Origin of the sequence: Sutcliffiella tianshenii, from assembly GCF_016908565.1 — a bacterium.
GTDB lineage: Bacteria > Bacillota > Bacilli > Bacillales > Bacillaceae_I > Sutcliffiella_A > Sutcliffiella_A tianshenii.
In genome coordinates, this window is record NZ_JAFBED010000003.1 from 145,473 (window position 1) to 165,359 (window position 19,887).

24 protein-coding genes and 1 pseudogene are annotated in these 19,887 nt (G+C 41.7%); 7 read left to right on the forward strand and 18 right to left on the reverse strand.

Annotated elements, in window-relative coordinates; all coding sequences use genetic code 11:
* Window positions 1-39: 39 nt before the first annotated feature.
* The 3 genes from JOC95_RS07710 to JOC95_RS07720 form a co-directional block, all read right to left on the reverse strand.
* Entirely contained in the window at window positions 40-459 is a 420-nt protein-coding gene (locus JOC95_RS07710) for a VOC family protein (RefSeq protein WP_204414934.1), read from the reverse strand.
* 22 nt (window positions 460-481) lie between these two features.
* Window positions 482-841 carry a VOC family protein gene (locus JOC95_RS07715; RefSeq protein ID WP_239582808.1) on the reverse strand — a complete coding sequence of 120 codons (360 nt, stop codon included), beginning with the start codon at window positions 839-841 and terminating at the stop codon, window positions 482-484.
* A 63-nt stretch (window positions 842-904) separates the two neighbouring features.
* Window positions 905-1,558 carry a sigma-70 family RNA polymerase sigma factor gene (locus JOC95_RS07720; protein ID WP_204414938.1) on the reverse strand — a complete coding sequence of 218 codons (654 nt, stop codon included), beginning with the start codon at window positions 1,556-1,558 and terminating at the stop codon, window positions 905-907.
* Between the two features lie 151 nt (window positions 1,559-1,709).
* On the opposite strand from JOC95_RS07720, the gene JOC95_RS07725 reads away from it, so the two are divergent.
* From JOC95_RS07725 to JOC95_RS07735, 3 genes are read left to right on the forward strand one after another with little or no spacing between them, the layout of a single operon-like run.
* The gene (locus JOC95_RS07725) at window positions 1,710-2,342 is read left to right on the forward strand and encodes a YhbD family protein (RefSeq protein ID WP_204414940.1); all 633 of its coding nucleotides are present in this window, start codon (window positions 1,710-1,712) and stop codon (window positions 2,340-2,342) included.
* Window positions 2,343-2,345: 3 nt separating this feature from the next.
* On the forward strand, window positions 2,346-3,005 hold the full coding sequence (locus JOC95_RS07730) for a hypothetical protein (RefSeq protein ID WP_204414942.1): 660 nt from the start codon (window positions 2,346-2,348) through the stop codon (window positions 3,003-3,005).
* A 13-nt stretch (window positions 3,006-3,018) separates the two neighbouring features.
* Complete coding sequence (locus JOC95_RS07735) at window positions 3,019-3,744, forward strand: polymer-forming cytoskeletal protein (protein WP_204414944.1); 726 nt, start codon at window positions 3,019-3,021, stop codon at window positions 3,742-3,744.
* Between the two features lie 53 nt (window positions 3,745-3,797).
* Here the strand turns inward: JOC95_RS07735 and JOC95_RS07740 are convergent, their stop codons facing one another.
* The 9 genes and pseudogenes from JOC95_RS07740 to JOC95_RS07780 all read right to left on the reverse strand — a co-directional run bounded on the left by JOC95_RS07740 (window position 3,798) and on the right by JOC95_RS07780 (window position 12,274).
* Window positions 3,798-4,703: an HD domain-containing phosphohydrolase gene (locus JOC95_RS07740; RefSeq protein WP_204414946.1), complete on the reverse strand. Its 906-nt coding sequence runs from the start codon at window positions 4,701-4,703 to the stop codon at window positions 3,798-3,800.
* A 99-nt stretch (window positions 4,704-4,802) separates the two neighbouring features.
* Window positions 4,803-5,252 (reverse strand): hypothetical protein, encoded by a 450-nt coding sequence (locus JOC95_RS07745; RefSeq protein ID WP_204414948.1) that lies wholly within the window; start codon window positions 5,250-5,252, stop codon window positions 4,803-4,805.
* Between the two features lie 247 nt (window positions 5,253-5,499).
* The gene (locus JOC95_RS07750; protein WP_204414950.1) at window positions 5,500-6,441 is read right to left on the reverse strand and encodes a DUF4097 family beta strand repeat-containing protein; all 942 of its coding nucleotides are present in this window, start codon (window positions 6,439-6,441) and stop codon (window positions 5,500-5,502) included.
* A gap of 20 nt (window positions 6,442-6,461) precedes the next feature.
* Window positions 6,462-7,469, reverse strand: a complete 1,008-nt coding sequence (locus tag JOC95_RS07755; RefSeq protein ID WP_204414952.1) for a DUF1835 domain-containing protein — start codon at window positions 7,467-7,469, stop codon at window positions 6,462-6,464.
* A gap of 128 nt (window positions 7,470-7,597) precedes the next feature.
* Window positions 7,598-8,560, reverse strand: coding sequence for a carbohydrate kinase family protein (locus tag JOC95_RS07760; protein WP_204414954.1), 963 nt, complete (start codon window positions 8,558-8,560; stop codon window positions 7,598-7,600).
* Between the two features lie 265 nt (window positions 8,561-8,825).
* The gene (locus JOC95_RS07765; protein ID WP_204414956.1) at window positions 8,826-9,491 is read right to left on the reverse strand and encodes a type 1 glutamine amidotransferase domain-containing protein; all 666 of its coding nucleotides are present in this window, start codon (window positions 9,489-9,491) and stop codon (window positions 8,826-8,828) included.
* A 171-nt stretch (window positions 9,492-9,662) separates the two neighbouring features.
* Window positions 9,663-10,100, reverse strand: a pseudogene (locus JOC95_RS07770) (response regulator); the annotation flags it as partial.
* A gap of 78 nt (window positions 10,101-10,178) precedes the next feature.
* Window positions 10,179-11,213, reverse strand: a complete 1,035-nt coding sequence (gene desA / locus JOC95_RS07775) for a Delta(5) desaturase DesA (protein WP_204414960.1) — start codon at window positions 11,211-11,213, stop codon at window positions 10,179-10,181.
* Window positions 11,214-11,458: 245 nt separating this feature from the next.
* Entirely contained in the window at window positions 11,459-12,274 is an 816-nt protein-coding gene (locus tag JOC95_RS07780; protein ID WP_204414962.1) for an aminoglycoside adenylyltransferase domain-containing protein, read from the reverse strand.
* Between the two features lie 114 nt (window positions 12,275-12,388).
* On the opposite strand from JOC95_RS07780, the gene JOC95_RS07785 reads away from it, so the two are divergent.
* Window positions 12,389-13,096 carry a metallophosphoesterase family protein gene (locus JOC95_RS07785; protein ID WP_204414964.1) on the forward strand — a complete coding sequence of 236 codons (708 nt, stop codon included), beginning with the start codon at window positions 12,389-12,391 and terminating at the stop codon, window positions 13,094-13,096.
* A gap of 39 nt (window positions 13,097-13,135) precedes the next feature.
* On the opposite strand, the gene JOC95_RS07790 is transcribed toward JOC95_RS07785, so the two are convergent.
* The 4 genes from JOC95_RS07790 to JOC95_RS07805 all read right to left on the reverse strand — a co-directional run bounded on the left by JOC95_RS07790 (window position 13,136) and on the right by JOC95_RS07805 (window position 17,557).
* Window positions 13,136-13,963, reverse strand: a complete 828-nt coding sequence (locus JOC95_RS07790; RefSeq protein WP_204414966.1) for an STAS domain-containing protein — start codon at window positions 13,961-13,963, stop codon at window positions 13,136-13,138.
* Window positions 13,964-14,182: 219 nt separating this feature from the next.
* Complete coding sequence (locus JOC95_RS07795) at window positions 14,183-16,291, reverse strand: MMPL family transporter (RefSeq protein WP_204414968.1); 2,109 nt, start codon at window positions 16,289-16,291, stop codon at window positions 14,183-14,185.
* A gap of 112 nt (window positions 16,292-16,403) precedes the next feature.
* A complete protein-coding gene (locus tag JOC95_RS07800) occupies window positions 16,404-16,979 on the reverse strand; it encodes a TetR/AcrR family transcriptional regulator (RefSeq protein WP_204414970.1) in 576 nt (191 codons plus the stop codon).
* Between the two features lie 80 nt (window positions 16,980-17,059).
* The gene (locus JOC95_RS07805) at window positions 17,060-17,557 is read right to left on the reverse strand and encodes a hypothetical protein (protein WP_204414972.1); all 498 of its coding nucleotides are present in this window, start codon (window positions 17,555-17,557) and stop codon (window positions 17,060-17,062) included.
* A gap of 147 nt (window positions 17,558-17,704) precedes the next feature.
* Here JOC95_RS07805 and JOC95_RS07810 point away from each other — a divergent pair, with 147 nt between their 5' ends.
* The 3 genes from JOC95_RS07810 to JOC95_RS07820 are packed head-to-tail and all read left to right on the forward strand — an operon-like array spanning window position 17,705 to window position 18,619.
* The gene (locus JOC95_RS07810) at window positions 17,705-17,917 is read left to right on the forward strand and encodes a helix-turn-helix transcriptional regulator (RefSeq protein ID WP_275580527.1); all 213 of its coding nucleotides are present in this window, start codon (window positions 17,705-17,707) and stop codon (window positions 17,915-17,917) included.
* 26 nt (window positions 17,918-17,943) lie between these two features.
* The gene (locus JOC95_RS07815) at window positions 17,944-18,315 is read left to right on the forward strand and encodes a DUF2178 domain-containing protein (RefSeq protein WP_204414974.1); all 372 of its coding nucleotides are present in this window, start codon (window positions 17,944-17,946) and stop codon (window positions 18,313-18,315) included.
* Window positions 18,316-18,340: 25 nt separating this feature from the next.
* Window positions 18,341-18,619, forward strand: a complete 279-nt coding sequence (locus JOC95_RS07820) for a DUF3784 domain-containing protein (protein ID WP_239582778.1) — start codon at window positions 18,341-18,343, stop codon at window positions 18,617-18,619.
* Between the two features lie 3 nt (window positions 18,620-18,622).
* Here the strand turns inward: JOC95_RS07820 and fosB are convergent, their stop codons facing one another.
* Entirely contained in the window at window positions 18,623-19,045 is a 423-nt protein-coding gene (gene fosB / locus JOC95_RS07825; RefSeq protein WP_204414978.1) for a metallothiol transferase FosB, read from the reverse strand.
* 13 nt (window positions 19,046-19,058) lie between these two features.
* Entirely contained in the window at window positions 19,059-19,583 is a 525-nt protein-coding gene (locus JOC95_RS07830; RefSeq protein WP_204414980.1) for a DinB family protein, read from the reverse strand.
* Between the last annotated feature and the right edge of the window lie 304 nt (window positions 19,584-19,887).

Sequence of the window (19,887 nt, forward strand, 5' to 3'; positions counted from 1 at the left end):
ACGATGATGCTGAAATCAGCGACCATCGCATTCCTTTTCTTAAAAGCTACTAGAACCAATTTGATTTCTCTCTTTAAACTTCGGACTCAATTCGCTCCACACATCGAAAGGATTTCCGTCCAAATCATAGAAAACAAAGTTGTTACCGGCGTGGCCCCGGTCTTCGATTTCCCCGACTTCGACCCCTTTTCCTTTTAAGAACGTATGTAAGGCAGAAAGTTCTTGATATCCATCCACTTCAAATGTCATGGCGAAATGAAGATTCCCATGAATGTCCTTAAACCCCATTCTCTCCGCTGGCTTAGCTTTGACAAGAAAAAAGCTTTGATCTGCAAAATCCATGATCGCCTTGTCCTCATTGCGGAAATTTTCCACAGCGCCCACAGTCTCCTGATACCAGTTCGAAGCAGTCTCAGGATCCTTAACCGGTATATAGGTCGTCCCCACTCTTTTAATCATCGTGATATCCTCCTTTTTACCTTTAAAACTCCACCACACCCAATGTATTGCCATCCGGATCATAGAAGTCGAAGAATCGCATTCCATCCGCAGAGTGGATTTCCCCTACGTTATAGCCGTTTTTCAATAGGAAGGTATGGAATTCATCCACCTCCTCAATATAGAAATTGAATGGACTGTGAATACGTTCCGGTAGCTTCTCGGTTTTGAAAATCGTTAATGCCGTTTTTACTTCTTCTCCTTCTTCATTAAAGCGGAAGCCAACATAGTTACCATCCCCGCTCCGATACACCACTCGGAAAGGAAACACCTTCATATACCACTCTTCTGACCGCTGAATATCCGTCACAGGAACAAAAACCGTATCAATTCTCTTCACCATTTTCAAAAAATCACCCCCTTTATTAAGTAACGAGTTTACGAGATGAAAAGATACGATAATCCATTAAATTTTTTCTATGATATCAAACATATTGCCGTCAGGGTCTGTCAGTGTAAAAATAAAGTGCATGTCATCTCTCCTGACCTTTACTCCCCTGGAAACTAATATTCGATATGTAGAAATGATAATCCACGGGTCATCCTTTTTTAATCCGTTTAATAGACGGTTTATTAGTGAATCGATTGGCTCTCGCTTCTCTGGAGCATCCATCATTACCTTTAACGTCGTTCTCCCCCGATTCAATGCTGCTTTGACTCCCCCGGCTGTCAACCCCAGCATGTCCGCCACCTCACTTGCCGAGAAGCCAAAATACTCCGTAAGCAAGATGGATGCCGCCTGCTTAAAAGGCAGGAGAACAGTCAGCATTTCCACAGAATCCAACAGACTGATGTCAATTTTCGAAGGTGCCTGAATCTTATCTAATTCCAGCAGATCCACCCTCTTCCTTTTTCGGATGGTATCCCTCCACTGATTGGTAGCTGCTTTAAAAAGATATCCCTTTGGATTTGGGTGAGTTTCCAAGTCAGAAGCTCTATACATCATATTCATCACAGTATCCTGGAACAGGTCATCCCCATCCCAGCGGCTCCCTGTAATGGAATAGCAGTAATTTTTCAAATCATGTAACAACGGATCAATTTGAGTAGTGATTTGCATAAAAGACCCCTTTATTTCGTTTAACGATATATCTACTTCTTCAACTTACATTTAATTTCCTTCATTCAGGAAGAAAGATAAGTTATTTACAAGCGTAACAGTGTTATGTTACACTAAGCTTACTTGATAATACATTGATGGAGGAATAGCGATGGAAGAAGAATTGATATCCAAGAAGGATTTGTTGGATGAGGCCAGTATATCCTATGGTCAATTGTATCGCTGGAAGCGCAAGGACCTGATCCCTGAGGACTGGTTCATCAGAAAATCCACTTATACCGGTCAGGAAACCTTTTTTCCAAGAGTTAAGATATTGGATCGAATCAATAAAATCAAACAGATGAAAACCGATGTTTCACTGGATGAGTTAGCTGAAATGTTCTCTCCCAATGCGAAACAGATTACCCTGACCAAAGATGAATTAATTGAACGGAACATTGTTACAGAGTCAATCATCACTCTTTACTCTGAGCATATATCAAACAAGAATACATTCGATTTTGAAGCAATTTTACAACTCTATCTTGTAAATAATCTGCTTCATGAAGGACATATCTTGTTGGAAGAAGCAAGGATGATTTTTCATACTTTTCATGAACATTATTCAAAAACAGATCAGACAAATGCAAAGCTGCTTGTTGTAAGAAAAATGGGGGTGGCATTTGTACTACTGCTTGGTTCTTCCCATGATGTGTTTGTTGATACCCATGCGAAGGTCATCGTAGAGCAGGAAATGGGAGCCATTATAGAGGAACTAAAAAACAAGCTGGTAATGGGAGGGTAAAAGATGACCGCTATCACTCATAAAAGAAACATAAGGATCTTTGGAGAAGGCACATCCACAGGTGGCATTTATAATAAAGTGAGCATCCATGGTCAAGGGCATATCCGTGGTGATCTTCAATGTGAAACGATTAAGATTTTCGGGGATTTTAAAATGACCGGAAAAGCCACCGTCGACAGGTTTAAGATGTTCGGAAACAGCAAGGTCTATGACGAGATCAAAGGCAGGAACTTTAAGGTTTTCGGAAACCTTGAATTGAAAAAGAAAATGTCCGGAGATGGTTGTCTTGTGAGAGGATGGCTTTCATCCAAAGATTCAGTGGAACTCGATACTTTATCCGTCAAGGGTGGATTGGATATCGAAGGTCTTCTTAATGTCGGGAAATTGACCGTTACACTGGGGCATAGCACAAGCCGCATTAAAGAAATCGGCGGAGAAACAATCCAGATCAAGGGCAAATGGTTAAACTTTTTCGGCGGAAAAAACCGGCTTATAGTTGATAGCATTGAAGGTAACAACATCTATCTTGAACATACCACCGCAAAAGTAGTCCGGGGCAACAATGTTACCCTTGGCCCGGATTGTGATATAGAACTTGTAGAATATCGGTCCAGCTATAAATCCCATAAAACAACAATAGCCCACAAAGTAAATCAACACTAAAGGAGATGACATAATGGAAAATGTTAAAATAGAAGATTTAGTTATTAATGGAAGCGGCAGTGTTGGAGGCGGAACATTTAACAAGGTCGTCATTAATGGAAGTGGAACCATTGTCAATGATATCGAGTGTGAAGTTTTAAAATGTAATGGAACAGGAAAAATTACTGGAAACGTACACGCCAAGAGCACAATCATCAATGGCAGTTCTACCCTAACAGGGAACTTATTTTCTGAAAGCGTAGAGATTCACGGTCATGCATCTGTCAAAGGAAATATGCATTTTCAGCAATTAGAAGTGAAGGGTGCTTCCACAGTAGGTAAAAGTATTAAAGGAGAACAACTGGCACTCGAAGGATCGATAGACATAGCGGAGGATTGTGAATGCGAAAGTTTCCAGGCAGAAGGCGCATTTCAAATCCAAGGACTTCTAAATGCAGATACGATCAACGTTACGCTGCATGGAAAATCCTATGCAAAAGAAATCGGCGGGGAAACCATCACTGTGAAGAAAAGAAATAGTCGCTCCGTAATCGATAAATTCATCAAAACCTTCAATAAAACCTTGAAGTCAGAGGTTATAGAAGGCGACCACATCCATCTGGAATACACCAAAGCAAAAGTCGTACGTGGTAACTTTGTCACGTTGGGCCCGGGCTGTGAGATTGAATTAGTTGAATATAAACAGGAATTCACCGCTGATAAAGATGCTTTTATTAAAGAGAAGAAGAAAATAGATTGATTTTTTAAGATAGATTGAGTGAGAGATAGCGCGCTGAGGGTAACAGAGGGACACTAGGAGAGGTGTCCCTCTTCTTTTAGTATTTCTTCCAAGGCATTTACTACTTCATAATCATAATGAGTATGTGAAAGCCTTTTTAACTCACTAATTGCGAACTGGGGAGAAAAAGCTTTTCGATAAGCTCGATCCTCTGTCATAGCATCATAAGCGTCACTTACCGCAATAATCCTAGCCTCTAATACAATTTCCTCATCTTTTAGACCATGTGGGTAGCCACTACCATTTAGTCTTTCATGATGTTGTTCAATAATTTGGGCGATGCCCTCGTAGCACAGGTCCTTAACCATTACAGCCCCGTCCAATGGGTGAAGTTTTATTATTGCAAACTCTTCATCTGTTAACTTAGTTGGTTTATTTAAAATTTCAGGTGGCGTATTTATCTTTCCTATATCGTGCAGTACGGAAGAAATATATAAATTTTCTAATTTATCTTTTACTAACATCATCTTTTTAGCAATTTTAATGGAATACCTTGCCACTCTCTCATTGTGTTTATAAGTATACCGATCCCGTGCTTCTACTTTTTCTACTATCTTGGTCAATTCTATTATGCTATTACTTAATTGATAAAAAGTAGGTTCTGTTACAATCCATAAATACATAACATCTGTAACAGCTGAAAAGTGAACTGGCTCTTCCAGATTAATTGCTGTGTAATAGTCGTGTGGACCAAGCTTTACATTCTCCTCTTTGGTTTCACAGACAACCTCTCCTTCTAGTATATAGAAAAATTCCATAACGTTCGGATTTTCCCCCGGGTAGATATAAAATATATTACCTTTTGTAATAGTCTGAACCATGACCTCAGCTCCATCACCTCTAGATAATAAGCTGATATCGAAATTATCAAAAGTAACCTTTTCTAAGTTAGTTCCTTTTTTTCCTATGGTAAAAGCCACTTATCTCACCTCATATAATGTTTGAAAAAAGCGAGCCTGATGAACCTCAGACTCGCTTTTATTAACGTTAAATCTATGGTAGTAAAATTAATATATGAATTAGTAACCTACCACACGGACTGGATCTATTTCCACTAATTTGTTACCGAACCAAACCTCAATCATGATACACTCAGCTTCCACTCCTAGCTCAGCGGACATTTCGACTGTTCTTGCAGACATCTCAAATGTTTGGTCATATACCCTTGCTATAATTTTATCCAGTTTCTTTTCGTATTTCGCATCTAACTTTTCTTTTTGTTCCGTTCTCTTTGCCAAATCATTTTCCAACTTCTCGTCCTCTTCAAGCCTTTGAATATCCCTCAGATATTCAGCATGAAGTTTATCCGCCTTTGTGACTCCCTTTTCAATCTTTTTCTCAATCTCTAGATTCGTTTGTTCAATCATCTCCAATGCCTTTTCTATATCTTTTTCTTCAGAGGCAAATACAGGAGACGAGATCCCAAACATTAATATTGCAGTAAAAATAAGCGCCATTATCTTCTTCATGTTCCTTTCCCCCTCTTTTATCTGGTTTCTAAAAAGGTCTATCATGAAACAGAAATATTGCTTTTGTGCAATTCGCTAAGAAGTCCCAAATTTCTTCATACTTTTACTCTATCCCTCATAATTATACAAGGACAATATACCTAAATCTATTATTTTTTTAAATATTTTGTTTTTTTTGACAAAAATTTCAACACAAAGAAAAAACACTCTTTATCCAAGTAAAGAGTGCCGTTTCGTAAAATATTCTCTAGTTCAAGCTGAAATCCCCAGACGTGGTCCTTACCTTCAGCAAATACTTTCCGTCTCCGATCTTACCAAGGATTTCGTCCTCCGTTTTTTCATCAAACAGCATTTCCTCCAGGTTGACACTGCCGTCACCAGAGCTTGCCCGGAAGTCGAGGGAGAGGGATGTTGGTGCATCACGGAAGGATACTTTTACATCTCCACTCGTCGCTTCTGCTTGGATATTGCCTTGCACTTTGTTGTTATCGATTGTGATGTCTCCGGAAGATGCCTCCAAAGTCAGATTACCTGCCGCATCATAGACGGTGATATCCCCTGATGAGGTATCAACCGAGACCTCTCCTTCCACTCCATCGAGTCTAATGTCCCCACTGCTTGCTGACACAGCAAACTTTTCCGCCTTCACATTATTCAGACGCATGTCTCCGCTACTGGCATCCAGTTCAAAAACGGATGCCACAGTAACATCCTCAGCGCGGATATCACCCGAACTTACTTCAGTAATCATCTCCATTGCCCGTATTCCCTTGATGTCAAAGTCCCCTGAAGATGCATTGAGCCTAATGGATTCATACTCTTTTTCGGGAAGCTCGATGATCATCTGGAGGTTGATCATGATGGTGCCGAAGCGGAAATTCGGCTCCTCGATTTCCACCTTCAGTGTATCTCCATTTTCCTTTACTATCAGCTTAAAATCATCCTTGTAACGCTCACTCACTTCCCCGGCAAGATCCACTTTTATTTCCTCACCAGTTGTTGACACCACTTTTACATCAATGGAGGACACGTCGACCTCCACCTTCTTGATTCCAACCCCATTTACCGATTTTGCATCTTGCAATCCAACTGTCTTAAAAGAAAAAACATCCGTAAACTGCCCCGCAGCAACCGTTGCCCCTACTGCGATCAGAATCAGAATCAATAGGACTGTTCCCACTTTCTTCACGCTCCATCCCCTCTTTCTATTTATTGCTTCACTCTCACACTGTAATTCCTCATTGCCTTTGGGATTCCTTTTATTTCTAAGATACCGCTATATACAAAGGTTCTTAGCCGGTACTCAAGAAAGGAATCATTCACCATGGCTTCCAGCTGTCCATACATTTCCCCGATAATCCTTGCCGATTTGATAAAAGCATTCTTTCCGTTTTCCTTTTGTGCCTCCCTGGCATGATAGAGAAGCTGTTCATCGTAATACTCCTCAGGGACACTTTTTATTCCGTCATCTTCCCATATACGTAGAACTTCTTTTGTATTGGACAGCTCCAACCATTCTTTCACAAAAAGGCGAATCTCCTCATCTGGTAAAGGAGAGGAACCTTTTTTCTCCAAAATCTCCTTTAGCTTCTCCGGATGAGCTTCTGCAGTTTGACGAAGGAAGTGGAACGTATCAGCTGTGTCATATAATTGTTTATACGCCAATGAAGTGTTGATGAGGCGAATCTCATTCTTTTTATCCTGAAGAACATGGAGGATATAGCGAACGAAAACTTGCTCATCGGCATTATCCGCTGTCCACAATACGATGGGCATCCCCTCCGGAATGGCACGGATTTCTTCCATTACCTTCGCTAGCCTGCTTTCATATTCTTCCTCCATGTAATCATCAAGGTTAATATGGTCCCTAAGCCATTCATATCGCTCCTTGCGTCCTTTCTTTTCCTCAAGCTTCCATAAAGGACCCATTGCAAAGAATTCCTGGAACCCGATTACTTTATGCTCCCGCTCCAGTCCAAACCTAAGAGATCCAGCGGCTGAATCCCCTGAGACAATATGAACTGTATGAAAATCCTTTCTCGGCGGCGGAAGTAGTGATGAGCAATCTTGTATAATATGGTTGATTTCTTCCATAATTTCCTCTTTTGGAACATCGCTTGAATGCAGCACTTCCAGTCGTGCCATAGCAAGATAAAGAAACTCTCGGGCCTCGCTCCCGGATAACTGTTCAATCGAATCTCGTATTTTTTGATGCATCTATGTATCACCAAGGAATATTTTACCTATAACTAGATAATAGCAAATTACAAGCTTGTGTAGTTAATAAATGTAAAAAAACATCTACTTCTCTAAAAGAGAAAATAGATGCTTTTTATGTTCAATCTTTATAACTTGCTTCCCGTTGCTTCCTCTAAAGTCGGCAGGGCAGAAATTGCCCCTATCTTCGTACATACCAGTGCCCCGACTTTGTTGCTGAAAACGACCATTTCTTTCAACCTTTCAAAATTTTCAATGATGCTTTTCGGGTTTGGCACCATTGCCAAACTATAAAGCATTGCTCCGACAAAGGCATCACCTGCTCCGGTAGAGTCGATCGATTCCACTTCCATGCTCGGAATGATTTCCGACTGTTGTCCATTGGATAGGAACGTTCCTGCTTTGCCTAATGTAACAGTCACGATGCTTGCCCCCAGCTCATGTAAAACGGAAGCTCCATCCTTCAGATCCGTTGTACCAGTGATGATCTCCATTTCTTCTTCACTTACTTTTACAAAATCGGCTAACCCAATCCCTTTTTGCGCCAATTGCACAAAGCGCGGGACTTGACCTCGCCAAAGGTCTTTTCTGAAGTTTGGATCAAAGGAGAGGAATTTGCCCGCTTCCTTACCTGCGTCCATCGTTTGAAAATAAGTGCTTTGGAATGGATCATCAAGCATTGCCGTAGCAGATCCGAAATGAAGGATTGAACATTCCGCAAGCTTGCCCTGATCAATCTCACTATCCGTCAGATAGGCATCCGCACCCCTGTTAAAGGTAAAGTCCCTTTCGCCATTTTCTTTTAAGGACACAAAGGCCAAAGTCGTAGGATGCTTTTCATCCAATACGAGCATGGAAGTATCCACGTTTGAACTTTCTAATGTCTGTTTCAAAAAATGCCCGAATGGATCTTTCCCCACTTTGCCGCAGAATACGGCGTGGCCGCCTAACTTCACGGCAGTTGCACATACATTCGCCGGCGCTCCACCTGCCTGCTTCTCGAAATGCTTTCCTTCCACTAGGTCAATATTTACTTCGGTACAGAAAAAGTCAATCAGTAATTCCCCGATGCAAAAAATGGATCCGCTCAATGTTGGATCACCGTCCTTTTTATATAAAGTAGCTTTTAAATGCCAATTCTAACAGATACATGTGGTATTGTAACAACTTCGCTGGTCATTCTAACAGAATCCACGTTCATTCTAACATATTCCTCAATCATTCTAACAAATCAAATTTGCCCCTTTCTTCATTCATGACTACTACATTTCTGTCTGCAAAATAAACAGGCAGGAAAAACTCAAATGTTTTTCCTGCCTGCTTCATTTTTAAGTATTTATCAGTAATTGGGTCGGTCTAACCTAGCCGCTTCACTACCTCTTTCGCGACACTGGTCGTGGATTGCGGGTTCTGACCTGTAATCAGGTTCTTGTCCTCTTTCATATGATCCGCCCAATTATCTTTGGCGATGAATTCCGCTCCAAGCTCACGAAGGCGGGTTTCGAGCAAGAATGGCACGTCCTTGTCGAGCGTTGTTTCGCGCTCTTCCTCATCTGTAAATGCAGTCAAAGTCTTACCTGCAACAAGTGGGGTTTCATCGGATAGCTTCACGCCCACAAGTCCTGCAGGTCCGTGGCATACTGCTGCTACAATCTTGTCCTCTTCATACAAGTCACGGATCAAGTCCTGCAGGTAAATGTTATCAGGGAAGTCAAACATCGTGCCGTGTCCGCCCGGAAGGAAGATGGCATCGAATTTCGATGAGTCGGTCACTTCATCGAGTTTGACAGTGTTCTCCAGGTATTGAGCCGTATCCAGGATTTCCTGCGGTATTTCCCCGCCCTCCAGACTTCGTGCATCAACCGGGGATTTTCCACCTTTTGGGCTTGCCACAGTAACCTCGTAACCCGCTTTCTTGAATTCCACGTATGCTTCACCAAATTCGGAAAGCCAAAGCCCTGTTTCGTTCCCGTTCAACATTTTATCTGCTGTTGTTACTACCATCAGTACATGTTTACTCATTCCTGATTCCTCCTCCAATGTATTCTTTTAAGACATTTTTATATAATACCCGCCATATTTTTTTTCAATCATAAACACATAAAAGACCATCCACCTCGTATACGTGGTGGATGGCCTTTAGCTGACAATATTGGATAAATAATTTTTCACTGCACGGATGGGTGTCGGGCGAAGAATCACTTTTTCTTCTTCTGCAGCATTATCAAGCAATTCAAGCGCATCGTCTGCTAGATCCGGTGCAAAGATTCTTTTCCCTTCCAAAATCAGTCTTACTGCGTCAACCAATTCCTCACTCGGACCATCCTTGAGAAGATAGCCACGGACACCTGCATTTCTTGCCCGGAGGAAATATCCGTCCCTGGCAAAGGTAGTCATGATGATTACCTTGCATGCTGACTCTTTCAAATTTTCAGCTGCTTCGAGCCCGCTCATCTGTGGCATTTCGACATCCATGATGCAAATATCCGGCTTCATTTTTTCCACCATTCGCAGCGCCTCTTCTCCGTTGCGCGCCTGCCCAACAACTTCCATATCATCTTCAAGGTCAAGGAGGCAGCCAATGGTTCCTAAAAGCATTTCTTGATCTTCGGCTATGACAATTCGAATCATGGATGGTCTCTCCTTATCGGGTGGCTGATTTTAACGGAAGGCTCCCTTTTTAAGAGGAGCCTTCCGAGGTGGAACAATTTATAGTTCAGGGTTCATTTCTGCGTTCATGCTGCGTTTCACCATTCTTTTTGCTTCTCTGAACGTGACAAAGTTCTTTGTCTTTTCATCCCACAGACGGAATTTCAGGGAGCGAAGGCTTGTCGCAAGCGTAATGGTAGGTACATTTTCCAAAGGAGGCGTGTTCTTGTGCGCCTCTTCAAGCATATAGTTCGGCACTCTCGGGCTTAAATGGTGAACATGGTGGAAACCGATGTTCCCAGTCAGGAACTGAAGAAGCTTCGGAAGCTTGTAGAAAGAACTTCCTTCTACTGCCGCCAGTACATACTCCCATTCTTGATCAGGCTCAAAATAGGAATCCTCGAAGGTATGCTGTACATAGAACAGCCAGATGCCGATCGAACCAGCGACCATGAAGATCGTGCCGTGTACGATAAGGAATGACTGCCAGCCTATTGCCCAGCAAAGCAGTGCAATGACAGCTGCAATAAGAACATTCGTCAAGTAAAGATTGTTACGCTCTTTCTTACGGGCATTTTTACGGTTAAAGCGATTTCTTATAGCGAATACCCATATAGGTCCTAGTACGAACATAACGAATGGGCTGCGATATAAACGGTAGGCAATTTTTGTCTTTAATGGTGATGCATTATATTCTTCCACTGTAAGCGTCCAGATGTCGCCTACCCCACGCTTATCAAGATTACCACTAGTTGCGTGGTGGACAGCATGATCATGGCCCCATTGCTCATAAGGGAACAAGGTCAATACACCAGTGATGGTACCGACTATTCGGTTCCATTTGCGATCTTTGAAGAAAGAGTGATGCGTGCAGTCATGGAAAATGATGAACACGCGGGTCATAAAGCCGGCAGCCAGAACCATTGGAACGAGCGCCAACCAATAGGAAACGGATAGACTGATATAGGCAAGGTACCATAAAAGGAAGAATGGCCCTAGAGTATTAATGATCTGCCATACACTTTTCATTGTCTGTGATTGTTCAAAGGGAGCCACTTGCTTTTTTAATGTTTTCGTATTGTTTTGTGAAGTCATATATTCAAATTCCCTTCTTCTTAATGTTGTTATTTCACATTATAAACAAAGGGAAAAAAAATATTAGTATCAGGTGTCATATGCAGAGTATGACAAATGTCATGTTGAGGGCTGGAAGCGTTGATATAACTGGTTTTAAAAGTGTAAAGTTTTTTAAAAATCAAGCATTAAAGTAACTATCCAGCCAAATTTTTCAGTTCCAGAAGATGACTTTCACCTACATTATTGCTGGGTGATGAGGCATGTCATCTGCTCCCACGCTTTTCAGCCATCGCATTGCATTCCCCAATCACATACTCCATATACGCCAAGGCATCGGCACGTCTTTTCCAAATAGATCGATATTTTGACTTCTTGATTCCTTTTCTCCACCTTATCGCTTCTTCAAGGATTTTGTGCCATCTTTCCGGTACGCTATCAAGTGCATATTCCCCCGCACCCACCTTGGATGTCATGTCCTTCTCCCGGATGGTATAGTAGAGTCTTGTTACCCCAAGCACACCCCATTCGATCGACCCGGTACTCATATAGAAACCTACATAGTTGATGGAAGGAAATCTCTTGCAGCTGTCCAGCCAATTTTGCCAGTATGTATTGATGTTATCCTTCTGATTTTTCACTACGATATCAAAGTCCACAGAGTAATCGACCTGCTGTCCCTTTATGATGATTCCGTATTTTTTTATCTGAAAGGCATCAATTGAGTCCTTATGGAAACTTTTCTTGCCTTTGAACTTCCCCTCTGAAAAATAATGGCTGGAAATGATACGTTGATCTTCAGCTTCCAGTTCGTCCTTCACAAGATAATATCCATCCAAACTATATCCGGAAAACTTTTTGTGCATCTGCTTGTGGATATTTTTCAGCTTATCCATTTCATCAACAGTTGGATGCTGCTTGATTACGGCAATAAAATCAATATCACTCATTCCTTTTTGAAAAGCTCCTAAAGAGATGGAACCATATAGGTAAAATCCCTGAAGAAATCCAGGGAAAGCTGTTTCTATTTTTTCAATGAATTCTTCGACTATTACAGTTATTCCGCTTGGCATACTCCTCATGGAAATTCCCCCATTTTTCACAATAATTCTATTTTAAACAAATCTTCGAGCACTTGAATACCCATATTTCTGAAAATTATGATAGAATTTCCTCAAGAAAAGGACGTGATCTATATGAAACGCATGCTTGCCATCAGTGATATTCATGGTGATATGGACAAATTCGAAAGACTTTTGAAACTGATAAACTACAATAAAGACAAGGACCAATTGCTTCTGCTCGGCGATTATGTCGACCGTGGTCCCAATTCCAGGGCGGTTCTGGACAAGGTGATGGAGCTGACGTCGGAAGGCGCAATTGCCTTGATGGGAAACCATGACAAAATGATGATTGATGCTTTTGAGGATAAGGGTGATCCGAAGGCTTTGAAGAGATGGTTCTATAACGGCGGTATAAAGACCCTCCAGAACTACGGCTACGAAATAGAGAAGGACGATACAAAATATTGGTATACATCAGATGAGATGCCAGAGCCAATCGAAATGAACGGCGAAATCCGCCCTCATATAGAATTTCTCCAAGGACTTCCCTTCTATCATGAAACCGACACCCATATCTTTGTCCATGCAGGTGTCCATCCGGATACTCCCATTCACTCGACTGAACCATACACCCTTGTATGGATCCGTGAGGAGTTCCATAAGGGCTACAAGGGGGAAAAGACGGTCGTCTTCGGCCACACCCCGGTAAAGTATTTGCATCAGAAGCGTGAAATGTATTTCGGCGAAAATAAAATCATCGGGATTGATGGCGGATGTGCCTATGGCGGCAGGCTGTATTGCCTTGAGGTAGAGGGATTGCATATAGAATTCGTGGAGTAAAATAGTAAAGTGGCCATCATATGCGGATGGCCACTTTTATTACAACGCCAAATATTTTTTCAATGTCTGCTGCAGTGTCCCATGAGTCTCGGCATATTGGTTGAATGTCACACCTAAACGGATCATGTTCCTTACGAGTTCGGCACGGAGTCCTGTAATGACTGCCTTGCACCCCATCATGGATACGCCGCTCAGGATGTTTTCAAAATGCACGATGACATCCTCATCCATATTGGTCAAACCTGAAAGGTCCATTATCAATGTCTCAAGCTTTAGTCTCGAGATATCCATCAATACCTTTTCCTCAATGGTTTGCATACGATAATCATCAATTGTCCCAATCAACGGTAATACAGCAACTGTAGGGCTGACAGGAATGATAGGAACCGATAGATGCTCGACAATTTTCCTTTGGGAATTCAATAGCTCATCCTTATATTCGGAATAACTGAGGAAGAAATTGTTAATAAAAGAATCGATGGAATCATTGACTTTTCTTTCCAGTTCAAAGAAATCTTCTCTGGAAAAATTTTTTTCATTAAATTTATCGTACTTTTCGAGAAAATGCCATAGTGTCCGTCGAATGGCCTGTACCCATTCGAGTTTGAAAGATAGCGTCAAGGAATGCTGAGCCCATAACACTCCTTCTTGTCTAGCAAACCCAATCAGCTCTTCTTCCCTCTCTTCAACTACAAAGATGGCCAGATTTTGTGCATTCTTTAAAAGGTCAATATTTCCGGTGTTCAAAATATCATTAATTTTCCCCGCTACATTCACCGCCTCGGAAAGTAGCTTCGCTTCGAAATTAGCTTGATTATCTTTTATAAAATTTGTCAGTTCTGAATTGCGATTGAATTTCACCTTCATTTTTATGTACTCTCCTCGTTATTTTTTCTATTTGGAATGAGTAAAGAAATGTGAATTATATATATTTCTATGTAAAGCAGAAAATCCCTGCTTTACATTCGACAAAATACGATACGTTGGGAAAATAGTTGACCATTGATATATAGTAAAGATACCACTTTGTAACAAAATAGGAAAGCAGGCCAATTATCATGGCCTGCTTCAATTCTGATTATATGGTTATTTATTCTCGCTTACCGCCTTCTCTTTCTCGAAAAGTACGATCAATCCAGGCAAGAGGATCCCCCTGATCAGGAAGGTATCCAACAGGATTCCCACTGCAACGATGAATCCGAACACAAACAACAGTTGAATCGGCTGGGTCATCAATACGGCAAATGTCGCAGCAAGTATGATGCCTGCCGATGATATGACGCCGCCTGTGTTGGCAACGGCTATTTCGACCGCTTTTTTTACACCATGCTCCCTTCTCTCCTCCTGGAATCTGGAAATAAGCATGATATTATAGTCGATTCCCAATGCTACAAGGAACACAAAGGAATAGAGCGGTACTCTGTTGCTGATGGTATCTATATCAAAGAATAGATCTGATAGGAACATTCCAAGTCCCAATGCAGCAAGAAATGATACCAATATCGTCCCCATCATGTAGATCGGCATTTTTATCGACTTGGTCAACACGATAAGCATCGCGAAAATCAATACGGTCTCCAGGATGACGATGACGATGACATCACGATTATTAACAGAACGATCATCCACAAGGCTGGCTGTTTCACCTGCAAAATAAAGATTTCCTTCAACAAGGCTGTTGTCTACTATTCTATCTGCTTTACCTATGATTTCCTCCAATGCATCGATCGATTGGACGGAATAAGGACTTTCTTCAAATGTCAGGTTGTACTCTAGCACTTTTTCATCTTCTGCGCTGCCATTCAGGCGGACTGAGCTGACAAGTTCCTGTTCCTCTAATTCTTTTGCCAGTGTTTCCTGCTGTTCCTTTGTCACCACATTTTTACTTTCAAAAAGGACAGTGGTCGGTGCAAGATCACCTTTTTCAAACTTTTCTTCCAGTATTTCATAGCCTTGGCGTGACGGCATGTCTTCCGGAAATGAATTCATCGTATTAAAGTCATATTTCAGGTTGAACATATTGCTTGCTGCCAACAATAGAAACAAACTGACCATTACGACAGATAAGCCAGGCTTTTTTGTGACAAAGCGTCCTACCTTGCTCCACAGGGAGTTGTCCTTGACTTTTTCATCACCGACACGCGGAGTTTTTGGCCAAAAAGCTTTCCGTCCGAACAGTGTAAATAGGGCCGGCACCAATGTAACCGATGCAAGCATGATGACTCCCATTGCTAAAGCGAAGGTCGGGGCAAAGTTCCTGTAGTCCCCGAACTCTGCAAAGAACAATACAAGCATCGCTGCCAAGACGGTACCACCGGAAAAGAACACCGGCATCCCTGTCACACGCATCGCTTTTTTCATTGCGACAAATTTGTCCTCGTGATCCTTAAGCTCCTCCTGATAACGGGAGAATACAAAGAGAGAATAGTCAATGACGGCTGCAAACAACAGAATGGACATTATCGATAAGGTCTGGTTTCCTATTTCAAGACCCGCCATCCCCACCAGTCCAAGCAGCTGCATGACCGCCTCATAAACAAAAGCTGCTGCCAACAGGGGAATTAATGCCAATAATGGCGAACGGTATATCACAATCAGCAGGATAAGAATCAGTCCAACCGTCGATAAGATCAGCACCACATCCGCCCTTGAGAAAAGATCAAGGGAATCTGCGGCAATTCCCGCAGGACCAGTGACATATAATGTTAAGTCTGATGATTTCTTTACATATTCCTCTATTTGTTCCTTGGATTCTTTGATTTCCTTGCTCTCAAGACCAGGCATCAAATTCAATGGAATGGCTGCCGTTGTTTTATCCGCTGAGAAAAAGCCGGCTGCTGCCTGTGGAGGCAACGTTGATAACGGAATAACCTCATTCACCCCATCTATCCCTTCATCCTTCAATCCATCCAAGAGATCAGCTAGCTTTTTTAGTTCTATTTCTCCTTCATCAGACTGAAAAACCAAAATGGCAGGAATTCCTTCGCTATCCTTGAAATATTCATCCACCTTGTTCTGTGCGATGACGGATTTCGCATCAGCGGAAAGTGAATCAATGCTCGTTACTTCATAATCCTTTGCTCCTGGTGCAAATAAGGCTAAAGCCATTGTGATTACCAACCAGGCTGCAAGTGTGATCCACATTCCCTTTTTGGTGGACACCTTGTCGGTTATGCCTTGTAGAAAAGATTTCATCTATTCGCTCCCCCTCCATATGCATAAATAAATGACACATCTGTCACTTTAAGAAAAAATAAATGACACTATCGTCACTTATCATTATCTTTTAAAGTAACAGTAGTGTCAATTAGCTTCTTTTGAACATTCCGTGACCAAGGATTTCTTTGATGGACTTCACCCATTCCTTGTGCGGGACTCCAAAGTGGTTGGGAATCGCAATGGACTGAAAGATGATTCCCAACAACAAACCATCCGGAAGGTCGTCCTTCAGCTTTTGTTCTTTTCGTCCAATCAGGATGAATTCTTGCAGATTATGGTACATATCCATGTGCAGCTCATCCAGTTTTTCCCGATTGTCTCTTACCTTATCATTCACATTTCTTGGAACGTGCTGGACAATCTCAATGATTTGATGGATGGTCGCATTTTGGAAGATCAGACTGATCAGAAAATCAAACTTGGCCTCAAAACCATCTATAGCATGGATTCCCCTCAAATCCCCCAAAAAGAGATTCATTTCAAATAACATATAGTCTGTTATCAATTCTTCTTTATTCACGTAGTACTTATATAAAGTTCCCCTCGACACCTCGAGATGGTCCGCCAAAATACTGAAAGTAAAACCTTCATAACCATGCTGAAGCAGAAGCAGCTTCGTTGCATGAAACAACTCTTCATCCGTAAACTTGCGGTCGCGCGCCATTCTATCACCTCCACTTTATTATAGACTAATCAAGGTGGAGATTTAAATAGCTTGGAAGCTACCTGCAGTTATTGCTCTTCCTATTTCTTCATACCTTTCCAAACAATCAAGCTAATTGCCGTCACCGCAAGCAATCCTAAAACCGTAAAAATAATAATCATGGATAAATCCACCGATTTACGAGGCTTTTCTTCCATATCAACTGCATCATCCATATCATCCACTTGAATGGTTGCTTGATACTTCGTTTCTCTTTCTGCCCTCAAATAATTCCCCTCTGATTCTTCGACTGCAATTGCCTCTTCCGCACTTACCCCTTTGATAGAATAGTATTTAGTCCCGACCGGATAATGATTGGAGAAATTTCCAGCAAGGCTGGCCATGTCCGAATACTGCGTGACATTCCCTATTTCCTCTTCCACATCCTCGACTGTCTCTTCGCCGACCACATAGACATACCCATCATATACCACAAATTCAAATGCCCAGGATGTGGCCGCAGACTTTGTTGGAAAGAACATTGTGCAAATTAAAGCAATAATGATAAAAAAAGTGCTGATGGTTTTGACTCTATCCATGCTAATCCCCCTTATACTATGTAATCTGTTAGACGGGAGGCGCGAAGAAAAGTTTCACATTTTTTGTAAAATATATTTTCAAAAAGTAATATATATATTACAATATACTTAATTATTCCTAATATGGTAAATAGGAGGTGATATAGGTTGGAGGAGGTTCTGACTAGGAATAGAGTAAAAGTGGCCCGTATAGAGAAAGGGAATATGACCCAGGGTGATCTGGCTAAGGCCGTCGGTGTCACCCGGCAGACCATGAATCTGATAGAAGCAAACAAATATAACCCGACCATAAGAGTGTGCCTTCTAATCAGCAAATATCTGGAACGTCCCTTGGATGAGTTGTTTTGGCTGGAAGACTAATATTTCAAAAGAGAGGTAATTCTTTTATGAAAAATAATTGGATCAAAAACATGATTGGGATTGTGGCTTTAGTAGTGGTCGTATCTGTTCTGACCGGGAACTATCAATGGGGAATTCTTGCCGGGGCTGTGCTGGGCGTTGCAAGTGTTAAGTGGTTCAGGCTGAAAAAAAAGGACGAAGAGGAGGAATTGGAATACGATGAGCGGATCAATGAAAACATCAAAAAACTTTCCTTCCAAACCCTTTCCATCTCCAATGTCCTTCTGCTCGCCTTTTTATTGTTCACCTACGAATTCATGCAAAAACCACTGTTTCAGATCGATTACCTGCTAGTCTATTTATGCGCTTCACTTTTTATCACTTTCTATATTGTCCCGTTTATAGCAAGAAAAATATAATATTCCCTTGGAGAGGATGGTTTCTATGAATACTCATTTTTTAATCATCGGTGCTGTATTACTCTTTTTGGCCTATCTTATCGGAGTAAAGAAACAAACTTGGCTGCTTTCCGGCTTCAACCAGAGGAGGGTCAAAGACCAAAATAAGCTTGCAAAGCTCTTGGGCTTCTATAATCTCGTCATGGGATTGGTACTGATTTCCTCCGCATTCATTGATTCCACATTTACCGACTTCGTACTGCCTGCATTACTTATCGGGTATGTACTACTATTAGGATATGTGAATACAAAATTGGTGGCGTAAGGGTTAATCAAAAAACTCCATATGTGCTTTATCTTTTCTATAGTAATCCAGTCTATCCTGCAGTGTTCCGGTATGGAATTCAAACTTATGGCCATCCGGATCGGTAAAATAAATGGAATGTCTATCCCTCTCCTCTCTCGGACGGCCTGGCAGGATGTTCACATGGAACTGTTTCAGTTTCATCAAAAGGGCTGGGATATCCTCCTCATCAACAGTAAAGGCAATATGTGTATAGGAATCCGCTATTTCCTTTCGCGGTATCCCCTTCTCTTCATTAAGTGCAAGCCATATGCCATTAAGGTCGAAGTAGGCGGTGGTTCTTCCTTTTACAAGTAGCTTTGCATCAAACACATGCTGATAGAAAGCGATGGAATGTTCCAGATCCGAAACAGAAAAAAGGAAATGGTTGAGACCTTTTATAGACACTGGCACACCTCCTTCATTTTTGCAGAATGCTTAAATATGCTTTCCACGGTCCCACGTCTGTCTGATATCTTTTTGCCATCACACGCACAATTTGATTGATGTGGGTAAGGTCGTGGACTACCCAAGTGGAAAGCAGCTCGCGCATTTTCACTTCGCCGAACTCCGGATGGATTCCCGTTAAGTCCAAAAGCTGATCGCAGGTAATCCGCTTTTTCAGCTTAGTCACATTGTGCTCCCGGAGTGATGCGAATTCCTGCAAAGCTTGTTCAATGGTCTTACTCTCTTGCCCATTTAGATGCGAAAAACGGTCAAACGGCGGAAAATGCTTCCTCTCTTGATCGTTCAGGATAGACTCCATCCTCGGTATCCAATTCGTTTTTTCACATTCAATCAGATGATCCACCACTTCAGATGCATTCCATGTACCTTCACCTTCGTTGCTATGCAGCCAGTCACTCGTCAGACCGGAAAGCATCGCTTCAAGCGTTTTCGGTGTTCGTTCGAGTATTTCCATTGCTTCTTTTAGATTGAAATTCATCGCAAGACGCTCCTCCCCTACTTTTTAAGGACTAATTCCATAATGGAGAGCTGAAATCCTTCTTACATTAGGATAACGCAGCGGGAAGTGAGGGTTTTCTTGTGGATCGTACATTCATTTAGGTCTTTTTTGAATGCAATCCAGAGATTTTGTGGAAAACTGTACCTATCTTGCTCAGCGTCTGAATGTTTTGGGAGAGCTATTTTCACTTATGCACAAAAATGAGGGTGATATGCACAAAAAATTCAATTTATGCACAATTCGGGGATGCTTGCGATGAAAAATCCCCATTTACGGTGAAAAA

Bases quoted from the DNA above. Each gene is read 5' to 3' on its own strand.
- JOC95_RS07710 (WP_204414934.1), bottom strand. From the start codon at position 459: ATGATTAAAAGAGTGGGGACGACCTATATACCGGTTAAGGATCCTGAG.
- JOC95_RS07715 (WP_239582808.1), bottom strand. From the start codon at position 841: ATGGTGAAGAGAATTGATACGGTTTTTGTTCCTGTGACGGATATTCAG.
- JOC95_RS07720 (WP_204414938.1), bottom strand. From the start codon at position 1,558: ATGCAAATCACTACTCAAATTGATCCGTTGTTACATGATTTGAAAAAT.
- JOC95_RS07725 (WP_204414940.1), top strand. From the start codon at position 1,710: ATGGAAGAAGAATTGATATCCAAGAAGGATTTGTTGGATGAGGCCAGT.
- JOC95_RS07730 (WP_204414942.1), top strand. From the start codon at position 2,346: ATGACCGCTATCACTCATAAAAGAAACATAAGGATCTTTGGAGAAGGC.
- JOC95_RS07735 (WP_204414944.1), top strand. From the start codon at position 3,019: ATGGAAAATGTTAAAATAGAAGATTTAGTTATTAATGGAAGCGGCAGT.
- JOC95_RS07745 (WP_204414948.1), bottom strand. From the start codon at position 5,252: ATGAAGAAGATAATGGCGCTTATTTTTACTGCAATATTAATGTTTGGG.
- JOC95_RS07755 (WP_204414952.1), bottom strand. From the start codon at position 7,469: ATGCATCAAAAAATACGAGATTCGATTGAACAGTTATCCGGGAGCGAG.
- JOC95_RS07765 (WP_204414956.1), bottom strand. From the start codon at position 9,491: ATGAGTAAACATGTACTGATGGTAGTAACAACAGCAGATAAAATGTTG.
- desA (WP_204414960.1), bottom strand. From the start codon at position 11,213: ATGACTTCACAAAACAATACGAAAACATTAAAAAAGCAAGTGGCTCCC.
- JOC95_RS07780 (WP_204414962.1), bottom strand. From the start codon at position 12,274: ATGAGGAGTATGCCAAGCGGAATAACTGTAATAGTCGAAGAATTCATT.
- JOC95_RS07785 (WP_204414964.1), top strand. From the start codon at position 12,389: ATGAAACGCATGCTTGCCATCAGTGATATTCATGGTGATATGGACAAA.
- JOC95_RS07790 (WP_204414966.1), bottom strand. From the start codon at position 13,963: ATGAAGGTGAAATTCAATCGCAATTCAGAACTGACAAATTTTATAAAA.
- JOC95_RS07795 (WP_204414968.1), bottom strand. From the start codon at position 16,291: ATGAAATCTTTTCTACAAGGCATAACCGACAAGGTGTCCACCAAAAAG.
- JOC95_RS07800 (WP_204414970.1), bottom strand. From the start codon at position 16,979: ATGGCGCGCGACCGCAAGTTTACGGATGAAGAGTTGTTTCATGCAACG.
- JOC95_RS07805 (WP_204414972.1), bottom strand. From the start codon at position 17,557: ATGGATAGAGTCAAAACCATCAGCACTTTTTTTATCATTATTGCTTTA.
- JOC95_RS07815 (WP_204414974.1), top strand. From the start codon at position 17,944: ATGAAAAATAATTGGATCAAAAACATGATTGGGATTGTGGCTTTAGTA.
- JOC95_RS07820 (WP_239582778.1), top strand. From the start codon at position 18,341: ATGAATACTCATTTTTTAATCATCGGTGCTGTATTACTCTTTTTGGCC.
- JOC95_RS07830 (WP_204414980.1), bottom strand. From the start codon at position 19,583: ATGAATTTCAATCTAAAAGAAGCAATGGAAATACTCGAACGAACACCG.